Source organism: Cellulomonas sp. P4_B5_2, assembly GCF_056402235.1.
Map to the genome: position 1 here is coordinate 1 of NZ_JBFUHU010000142.1, position 9,123 is coordinate 9,123.

Consider the following 9,123-nt stretch of genomic DNA (forward strand, 5'->3'; position numbering starts at 1 on the left):
CGTACACCCGCAAGGGGGACGCTCCCGACGAGCTCCCGAGCTGGAAGCAGGGCGAGTACAAGCTCGGGCACCAGCTGTGACCGGCCTGCTGCCCGCCGAGACCGTCGCGGCGATCGCCGACGAGCTGGCCGCCGCCGAGCGGGACCGGACCACCGTCCCGCTCCTCACCGCGCGCCACCCCGGCATGACGGTCGACGACGCGTACGCGGTGCAGGGCGAGTGGCGTCGCCGGGCGGTGGCGGCCGGTCGGCGACCCGTCGGCCGCAAGATCGGCCTGACGTCGAAGGTCATGCAGGCGGCGACGGGGATCGACGAGCCCGACTACGGGGCGATCTTCGCCGACATGGTCTACGAGAACGGCTCGGTGATCGAGCACGGCCGGTTCTCGAACGTCCGCATCGAGGTCGAGCTGGCATTCCGCCTGGCCGACCGCCTCGAGGGACCTGACGTGACGATCTTCGACGTCCTGCGGGCCACCGAGTACGTGGTGCCGGCCCTGGAGATCCTGTCGTCGCGCATCGAGCTCGCGGGCCGCACGATCGTCGACACGATCAGCGACAACGCCGCGATGGGCGCGATGGTCCTCGGCGGCACGCCGGTCCGCCCCGACGACGTGGACCTGCGCTGGGTGGCTGCGATGCTGCACCGGAACGAGAGCATCGAGGAGTCCGGCGTCGCGGGAGCGGTGCTGGGTCACCCTGCCCTGGGCGTGGCCTGGCTGGCGAACAAGCTGGCCCAGCACGGAGACCGGCTCGACGCCGGGGACCTCGTGCTCGCGGGCTCGTTCACCCGTCCGATCTGGGTGCAGCCGGGCGACACCGTGCTGGCCGACTACCGCAACCTGGGGACGATCACATGCCGCTTCGTCTGACACCGACGTTCCGCGACGCCCTCGAGACGRCGGAGCGACCGCTCGCCGGCATGTGGGTGTGCACGGGCAGCCCGCTCGTCGCGGAGATCTGCGCAGGCTCCGGGCTGGACTGGCTGCTCGTCGACATGGAGCACTCGCCGAACGGGCTGGAATCCGTGCTCGCGCAGCTCCAGGCGGTCGCCGCCTACCCGGTGACCCCGATGGTGCGGGTCTCGGTCGGCGACGTCGTCACGATCAAGCAGGTCCTGGACCTCGGGGCGCAGAACCTCCTCGTGCCGATGGTGTCCTCGGCGCAGGAGGCGCGGGCGGCCGTCGAGGCCGTGCGCTACCCACCCCGCGGGCGTCGGGGCGTCGGTTCGGCGCTCTCCCGCTCGGCACGGTGGAACCGGGTCGAGGGATACCTCGCGGACGCCGACCAGCACGTGTCGCTGTTCGTGCAGATCGAGACGGCCGAGGGTGTTGCCGCGGCCGGAGCGATCGCCGCCGTGGACGGCGTGGACGGCGTCTTCGTCGGGCCGTCCGACCTCGCCGCCTCGATGGGGCTGCTCGGTCAGCAGGGTCACCCGGACGTCGTCGCCGCCGTCCACCGCACGTTCGAGGCCTTGCGCGCCGAGGGCAAGCCGGTCGGGGTCAACGCGTTCGACCCGGCCCTGGCACGCTCGTACGTCGAGGCCGGCGCCTCCTTCGTCCTCGTGGGAGCCGACGTGACGCTCCTCGCACGCGGGTCGGAGGAGCTCGCCCACCGGTTCGCCCCCGCGACCGTCGACCCGGACCGGGATCCCGCCGCCACGTGATCCCGGCCGCGGRCCGCGTCAGCCGGTCGCCGACTCCGTCGGCTCCGGCGTCTCTGCCGGTGGTTCCGGCTCTCGGGCGGTCGCGAGTGCGGCCTGGAACGCAGCGACCGTGGCAGCGTCGACCGTCCCGGTCACCGGGACGCCGAGGGTCGTCTGCGCGGCGCCGAGCGCGGCGGTGAGCTCGTCGGTCCACTCGCCGTCCACGGGACCGTCCCAGTAGCCCACGAGCTTGAGCGTCTGCTGAAGTGCGGCCGTCGACGCCAACGACTCGTCCGCCGCCGCGCCACCCTTGGCCTCCAGTGCGGCCTGGAGAGCTGCATCCGTCGCCCGGTCCAGGGTGCCGGTCTGCGGCAGCCCGTTCGCTTCCTGCAGCGCCGCGACCGCCGCGGCCGTCTCGGGTCCGTAGATGCCGTCGACCGCTCCCGCGTAGTACCCGGTGTCGGTCAGCGACTGCTGGAGTGCCGCGGTGTAGGCGCTCGCCGCGGACGCGGCGTCGGCCTGCTGGTCGTCCGTGAGACATCCGGACTGGGCGACGAGCTGGAGCCAGGCCATCTCCAGGGCGACCGCCGCGGCGTTGAACTGCTCGGCGGCCTCCCTCAGCGGGGTCTGGTCCGTGATGCCCGCCTGCGCGGTCGCGAACTCAGTCTCCGCCTGCTGGACGCGGAGCACGGTCGCCGGCGGCTGCGACGGAGCGCTGCTCGACGGGTCGTCGGTGGGCGTCGGGGGTGGCTGGTTCGCGGCCACGGCCTGGGCGGTCGCGAGCGTGTCCTGCGCGTCGGCGAGCTCGTCCTCGGCAGCGGCGACGGCCTCGCGCGCGTCGACCGCGTCCTGGGCCGCGTCCCGGGTCTTCTCCGCCGGCTTCGTGAGGTCGCTGCCGGCATCCTTGACGTCGCCGACGGTCGGCGCCGTGTCGTGGAGCACGTCGCCGTACCGGTCGAGCGCGGTGAGGTAGGTGGCGCTCGCGGTGCAGAACGCCGCCGAGGCGTCGGCCGCGTTCGCCTGGGCGTCAGCCAGTGCCTCCTGCTTCTCGGCGACGTTCGCCTGCGCCGCGGCGACCGGCGACTCGGCCGTGCACCCGCTCGCAGCCGCCACGAGGCACGCGGCCCCGACGACTGCCGCGAGGCGCGCCAGCCGGGTCGCGCGGCCGTGCTCAGCTGACGACGTCACGGCCGTGGACGGTCAGCGCCCAGATCACGAAGACGTCGATCGCGATGATCACGACCGCCCACACGGGGTAGTACGGGAGCCACGCGAAGTTGACGACCGCACTGAGGCACGCCACGGCCACGCCGACGGTGCGTGCCCACACCGCCCCGCCGAGGACGAAGACGCCGGCCGCGGCCACGAGGATGCCCACGAGCAGGTGGACCCACCCCCACGTCGTGACGTCGAACGAGAAGATCCACTCCTGGCCGACGACGTAGAACGTGTCGTCGAAGAGCGCCACCAGCCCCTGGATGGCCTGGAAGACACCGGTCACCATCAACATCGTCGCGGCAAAGACAGTCACGCCGACGGCAAAGCCGCTGCGGTGCTCACTCATGGTCGAACCTCTCACTCGTCGTGGTCGTGGTGCGGGTGGTCGAGCCGTTCACTGTCTCCGAAGACCTTCCTGCGCTGACTCTCGAACTCCTCCGGGGTGGCGAGGCCGCGCTCGACCAGGTCGGCGAGCTCGGCCAGCTGAGCGGCCGGATCGACGAGYAGCGCCGCCCACGGGTCCTCCGGTGGGTTCGCCGGCCGGGTGCGGTTGAGCAGGTCGGGGTGCTCGGTACGCGAGCCGGGAACTCGGTGCATCTGTGCTCACCGGTCCGTGCCGCGAGAGTGCGCCTCGGGTGCCAGCGCCGCCTCGACACGCCGCCGGGCGATCCGCTCGCCTCCCACGATGCGCCCACCGGCGAGCCGGGCGGCCGACGAGAGCCGTGCCGCCCACCGACCCTCGATCAGGAGCACCACCGCGGACGAGCCAGGGCCGACCGCCAGCGACGCGGTCGCGATGTCGTGGGCGCTGAGCAGTCCTCCGACCTGTCCCTCGACGTCGCGGAGACCCGCCAGGCTCTCGACGTCCTCGAGCTCGAGCACCGTCAACCCACCACCGTGCTCGTTCCGGGTGACGCAGACGAGATCGATGATCCGGATCGCCGAGGCCTCGACGAGCTCTCCGAGGGCCGGGACCAGTCGGTCCAACGCCCCGAGGTCCGGGACCACGATCACGAGGTACTCGACCAGGTCTGCGTCGGGTGCCTCGTGCGCCGGGCGCCGGCCGGCCGCGTCGCTCATCGACTCGTCCCGGGGCGGAGGAGGGAGATCACCGTGTCATCGTCGGGTGGTGGCAGGTGGGCTGGCACCACCCTGCACGGGGTGAACGCGACCGTCAGCGCCCGTGCGCGCCCCCGCTCACCCGCGATCTGCTCTCGCTGTGGAGGTGCCGGGCGATGTCGGCCGCCTCGAGCCGGGAGCCGACACCCAGTTTGCGGTAGATGACCCTGAGGTGGAACTTCAGCGTGTTTACGCTGATGTACAGCTCGTCGGCGATCTCGGGGAGCGTCAGCCGGCTCGGCAGCATCCGCAGGACGCCGAGCTCGCGCTCGGTGAGGTGCTCTCCCGGCGGGCTGGGGTCCACGACGGTCGTCGCGTGCGGTGAGGCGGCCCTCCGCACCCGGTCGAGCCACACCTGAGGTGCCACGACGGCCTGGACCTCGAGCAGGTCGAGGACCTCGGCGCCCTCGGACGCGACCGTCTGCACGAGCCCCACGCTGGTCGCCAGCGCGATCGCGCGTGCTGCCCACTCCAGGGCGAGCGGATGGGATCCCGCGGCCCGGGCGCGCAGCAGATCCCGCACCACCTCGTGGCGCGGGCAGCGTGGCGCCACCTGGTCGAGCAGCGCCTCCGCCTCGGCCCGACCGCCCTCCGCGAGCCGCACGCGGGCGAGCCCCACCCCACCCCAGAACCGGTCGTCCACGCGCTCGGCCCAGATCTGGGCCTCAGCGATCCGGCCGGAGGCGAGGCAGAGGACGGTCCCCGTCCGGGCCAACCACGTCAGGCCACCCGGTCCCGCGAACTCGCTGCGCACGAACTCGTGGGCGCGTTCGAAGCACTCGTCGGCAGCCGCGACGTCGCCGTCGTCGAGCCGCAGCTCGGTCAGCTGGAGCATCGCGAGGCACTGCGCGTGCGTGACCGGGTCGCGCCACGGTGGGGAGGAGGACGTCAGCTCGGTCAGCGCTCGGGCTCGGTCTCCGAGCTCGCGGTGAGCGAGGGCCTCGGCGATGCCGAGCTCGGCGGACAGGATCGTCATCGAGCCCACCGCGACGACGTCCCGGACGCCGGCGGCGATGCRCAACGCGTCCAGCGGACGTCCCGCGAGCGCCTCGCCCAGCGCGTGGATGCCCTCGTACCTGAGCCGACGCTCCGGGTCCGCACCGAGCTCCAGCCGGATCTGCTCCAGCTGGCCGGAGCCGTCGTCCCACCGTTCGCTCAGCGCGACCTCGCGCGCGAGCAGGTTCCAGCCGAACCGCCCCAGCTCGTCGGTGCGGACGTCCTCCCCCAGCAGCGCCATCGACTCCGCCGTCAGCTCACGGCTCCTGCTCCAGTCGCCGGTCACCGTGGCGGCGACGGACTGCAGCATCGTCAGCCGCCCGGTCTGCGTGCGAGCCTCCACGCCGAGGTGCCCCCTGCCCTCGCCCGCCCGGACGGTCTCGAGGAACCGGTGCTTGTCCACGAGCAGGTGGCACCAGGCGAACTCGATCAGGGCCTGCAGGTCCGTCGAGGCGAGATTGAGCGGGATCTGAGCCAGGGTGCGTGCGATCGTCGCCTCGCGCCCGGAGTCGTAGAGCTCCTCGACCCGGCCCGCGAGCAGCCGCAGCGCGTCGCGTGGCCGGCCGGCGAGGATCCAGTGCTCGAGGGCCGTGGCCACCTCGCCGGCATCTTCGAACCATCGCGCGGCACGCGCGTGCTGATCGGCCACGCGCTGCGGCGACCGGCGTGCCGCCTCGGCGAGGAGCTCGTCCCGGACCACCGAGTGCACCTCGAACCAGCCGGACGGGCCGAGCCTGGTGACGAACAGGCCGCGCGCCTCGGCCTCCAGCAGGAGCTCGCCGGCATCGCTGCGCCCGGTCAGCGCGGTGGCCAGGGAGGCGTCGGCCCGCTTGGCGACGCAGGTGTCCAGGAGGACGCCGACGACGTCGGGACGCTCGGCTCCCAGCACCTCACGCCACACGTAGTCGGCGAAGAGGAGCCCCCGCGTGTCGGCCCGAGGCATCGCCGCGGGCTGCGCCCTGTCCGACCGCGACGCGAGCGCCGAGAGCTGGAGACCCGCGGCCCAGCCCCCGGCTCGATCGACCACCTCGCCGACCTCGTCCTGGTCCAGCGAGGCGTCGAGGCGGGCGAGCATGCACCCGGCCTCCTCGGGAGAGAACCGGAGCTCGGCGAACTGGACCTCCGACAGCTGCCCGCGGACGCGGAGCCGGTCGATGGGCAGCTTCGGCGTGCGCCGCGAGAGCAGCACGACGTGGAGCCACGCGGGGACGGACGTGAGGAACATCGCCATGGACCGGACGATGCCCTCGTCGTCGTCGACCAGGTGGACGTCGTCGATGATCAGCACGGCCGCGTCGGGATGCTCCGCCTGCTCCAGCCCCGAGAGGAGCGCGGCCACCGCCGCAGCCGGCGAGCCAGGACGACGAGCGCCTCGCACACCGGCCGTCGGCCCGTCGACGAGCTCGCCGAGCGCGACCGTGACGCCGGCCCAGAGCTGCCCGCCGTCCCGGTCCGTCTCGTCGACGGACACCCACGCGGTCGGGACGGCGGCCGACGAGAGCCAGTCGGCCAGCAACGACGTCTTGCCCGACCCCGCAGGAGCCACCACCACGGTGATGGGCGCAGACGTCGCCTGATCGAGGAGCTCGACCAGGCGCGGCCGTCGCAGGTAGCGGGCCGGGTTCGGGGGTGCATGGAGCCGCGACCCATAGAACGAGGTCGCTGCGTCGGCGGGGAGGCGCCCGCCCGATCCGCTGCGCGTCACGGGACCCCCCCCTTGACCAGCCTGAGCAATCGCTCGAACTCGATCATTGCGGACATGTCGGTCGATGACCAGCATCGACGTCCGCGGCGCGTCCGTGGTGCGCCCCACCCGGTCGAGGATGGGGACCACCTACCCGGGCGGCTGCCATCCTCGCGACATGGCTACGGTGCTGCGCGACGGCGTCGATCGGGAGCGACTCCTGCGCACGTTCCTCGACCTGGTCGCGATCGACAGTCCCACGGGTCAGGAAGAGCTGATCGGACACGACCTGGAAGCCCGCTTCACGGATCTGGGATGTGCCGTCCGGCGAGACCACGTCGGCAACCTCGTCGCCGTCCGCCCGGGAGACCCCGACCGCACGATCCTCGTCTCGACACACATGGACACCGCGGGGACCGATCGCGGCATCGTTCCGATCGTGGCCGACGGCGTCGTCCGGACCGACGGCTCGACGATCCTCGGTGCCGACGACAAGTCGGGGATCGCCGGCTGCCTGGAGGTCCTGACGCTCCTGCGCGAGCACCCCGACGACACCGTGCCCACCATCGAGTTCGTCGTCACGGTCGGCGAGGAGCGCGGGCTGGTCGGCTCCCGGCAGCTCGACGTGGGGCTGCTGGAGGCGAGCCACGGGTTCGTGCTGGACACCGCCGGAGCCATGGGCTCGATCACCTACTGGTCGCCCACGTCCGTCTACCTGACGATCACCTTCGTCGGCAGGAAGGCCCACGCCGGCGTCGAGCCGGAGAAGGGCATCAATGCCGTGCAGGTCGCYGCGGAGGCGGTCGCGGGGATGCCGCTGGGACGGATCGACGAGGAGACGGTCGCGAACATCGGGACGTTCACGGGCGGGGAGGCCCGCAACATCGTGCCCGGCACGGCCGTCCTCGAGGGGATGGCGCGCAGCCACGACCAGGGCAAGCTCGACCGTCAGCTCCAGGCGATGCGCTACGCGTCCCAGCTGGCCGCCGACCGCCACGGCGCAACCGTCGACTTCGGCGTCGAGACCATCTACCAGACCTACAAGATCGACGAGGACGCCGTGCCCTACCGCGAGGCGGCCGCCGCGATCCGTTCGGTCGGCCTCGACGTGGTCCCGCGCAAGTCCGGCGGCGGGACCGACGGGAACTTCTTCAACGCCAAGGGCATCCCCTGCGTCGCGCTGCCGACCGGGATGGTCGACGAGCACGCGACCTCCGAGCACATCGCCGTCGACGACATGGTCCTCGCCTGCCGGGTGCTCCTGGCGATCGTCACCGGAGCCCCCCGATGAGGCGGCCCGCCGCCTGGCTCGGTCTCGTCGTCGTCGCGACCGCGACCGTCGCCGGGTGCGCCGACCCGGCCGACCAGGACCCCTGCGTGAGYTACGCCGCGCTCACCGCCACCGTCGACGACCTGCGTGAGCTGGCGCAGACCGAGGGTGCGTCCGCGAGCGTGGCCGCCAAGGCGGTCGCCGCGAAGGCGCAGCTGAACCAGCTCGAGGCGCTCTCCGAGGACCGCCTCGACGCCGCGGCCTCCCGGCTCCGCACGGCCGTCGACGACCTCCAGCTCGCCGCGGGCTCGGAGGCTCAGGACACCGCGGCGCCGCTGCTGTCGGCGGCGGTCGACGACGTGCGGGACGCCTTCGGAGCCCTGGCGGAGTCGCTCGACACGCAGTGCACCACCGGATGACCGCGCGGGGGACTGGGACGGAGGAATCGGCATGAGCGTGAGCTTCGTACTCGAGGCCCTGGTGGTGCTCGGCGCCATCGTSATGGGCACCCGGGCCGGCGGTGTCGGCGTCGGGCTCTGGGGCGGCCTGGGCACGTTCATCCTGGTCTTCGTCTTCGGCGAGGCGCCGGGCGAGCCACCCGCCGCCGCGATGGCGATCATCCTCGCCGTCGTCACGAGCGCCGCCCTGATGCAGGCCGCCGGAGGGATCGACTGGATGGTCAGCGTCGCGGCGCGGGTCATCGAGCGGCGCCCGAAGCAGATCACCCTCATCGCACCGCTGACCGCCTTCGCGTTCTCCGTGGGCGCCGGGACCAGCAACATCATCTATCCGCTGCTGCCGGTGATCTACGACGTCTCCTACAAGAACCACATCCGACCCTCCCGCCCGCTGACCGTCACCGTGGTGCAGTCGGGCATCGCGCTCGCGGCCTCGCCCGTCTCGGCGGCGATGGCCGCCATGCTGACGTTGACGGACGTCGAGCCGTACAACCTGGGGCTGACCCAGATCCTCGCCATCACGATCCCGGCGTGCGTGATCGGCATCATCGTCACGTCCCTCGTGGTCAACCGGATGTGGAAGGACCTGGACGACGACCCCGAGGTCCAGGCCAAGATCGCGTCCGGGGAGCTCGTCGCTCCCCCGGCCGTGGCCGTCGGGGTCCCCGCCGGGGCGGTGTCGTCCGGCAGCGCAGGCCTCGGTCCGGACGTCACCGGTCCGTCGGGGGTCGCCG

General features: G+C 72.7%; 10 protein-coding genes. 5 read left to right on the forward strand and 5 right to left on the reverse strand.

Annotated features, from left to right (window positions below):
• The first annotated feature begins 85 nt into the window (after positions 1 to 85).
• Both hpaH and AC1DUQ_RS11755 read left to right on the forward strand, forming a co-directional pair.
• Complete coding sequence (gene hpaH, locus AC1DUQ_RS11750; RefSeq protein WP_477062296.1) at positions 86 to 871, forward strand: 2-oxo-hept-4-ene-1,7-dioate hydratase; 786 nt, start codon at positions 86 to 88, stop codon at positions 869 to 871.
• Entirely contained in the window at positions 856 to 1,665 is an 810-nt protein-coding gene (locus AC1DUQ_RS11755; RefSeq protein ID WP_477073838.1) for an HpcH/HpaI aldolase family protein, read from the forward strand. Before hpaH ends, AC1DUQ_RS11755 begins: the two co-directional genes overlap by 16 nt.
• Before the next feature lie 18 nt (positions 1,666 to 1,683).
• On the opposite strand, the gene AC1DUQ_RS11760 is transcribed toward AC1DUQ_RS11755, so the two are convergent.
• The 5 genes from AC1DUQ_RS11760 to AC1DUQ_RS11780 all read right to left on the reverse strand — a co-directional run bounded on the left by AC1DUQ_RS11760 (position 1,684) and on the right by AC1DUQ_RS11780 (position 6,682).
• Positions 1,684 to 2,832: a peptidoglycan-binding domain-containing protein gene (locus AC1DUQ_RS11760; RefSeq protein ID WP_477062191.1), complete on the reverse strand. Its 1,149-nt coding sequence runs from the start codon at positions 2,830 to 2,832 to the stop codon at positions 1,684 to 1,686.
• Positions 2,816 to 3,208 (reverse strand): DUF7144 family membrane protein, encoded by a 393-nt coding sequence (locus tag AC1DUQ_RS11765; protein WP_477062192.1) that lies wholly within the window; start codon positions 3,206 to 3,208, stop codon positions 2,816 to 2,818. The genes AC1DUQ_RS11760 and AC1DUQ_RS11765 overlap by 17 nt, the downstream gene beginning before the upstream one ends.
• Before the next feature lie 11 nt (positions 3,209 to 3,219).
• Positions 3,220 to 3,459, reverse strand: a complete 240-nt coding sequence (locus AC1DUQ_RS11770; protein WP_477062193.1) for a hypothetical protein — start codon at positions 3,457 to 3,459, stop codon at positions 3,220 to 3,222.
• Between the two features lie 6 nt (positions 3,460 to 3,465).
• Positions 3,466 to 3,942: a DUF6325 family protein gene (locus tag AC1DUQ_RS11775; protein ID WP_477062194.1), complete on the reverse strand. Its 477-nt coding sequence runs from the start codon at positions 3,940 to 3,942 to the stop codon at positions 3,466 to 3,468.
• A gap of 94 nt (positions 3,943 to 4,036) precedes the next feature.
• On the reverse strand, positions 4,037 to 6,682 hold the full coding sequence (locus AC1DUQ_RS11780) for a winged helix-turn-helix domain-containing protein (RefSeq protein ID WP_477073839.1): 2,646 nt from the start codon (positions 6,680 to 6,682) through the stop codon (positions 4,037 to 4,039).
• A 157-nt stretch (positions 6,683 to 6,839) separates the two neighbouring features.
• Here AC1DUQ_RS11780 and AC1DUQ_RS11785 point away from each other — a divergent pair, with 157 nt between their 5' ends.
• The 3 genes from AC1DUQ_RS11785 to AC1DUQ_RS11795 form a co-directional block, all read left to right on the forward strand.
• Complete coding sequence (locus AC1DUQ_RS11785; protein WP_477073840.1) at positions 6,840 to 7,952, forward strand: M20/M25/M40 family metallo-hydrolase; 1,113 nt, start codon at positions 6,840 to 6,842, stop codon at positions 7,950 to 7,952.
• Entirely contained in the window at positions 7,949 to 8,350 is a 402-nt protein-coding gene (locus AC1DUQ_RS11790) for a hypothetical protein (RefSeq protein ID WP_477062197.1), read from the forward strand. The genes AC1DUQ_RS11785 and AC1DUQ_RS11790 overlap by 4 nt, the downstream gene beginning before the upstream one ends.
• A gap of 31 nt (positions 8,351 to 8,381) precedes the next feature.
• On the forward strand, positions 8,382 to 9,123 hold a 742-nt coding region (locus tag AC1DUQ_RS11795; protein ID WP_477073841.1), incomplete at its 3' end, for an anaerobic C4-dicarboxylate transporter family protein.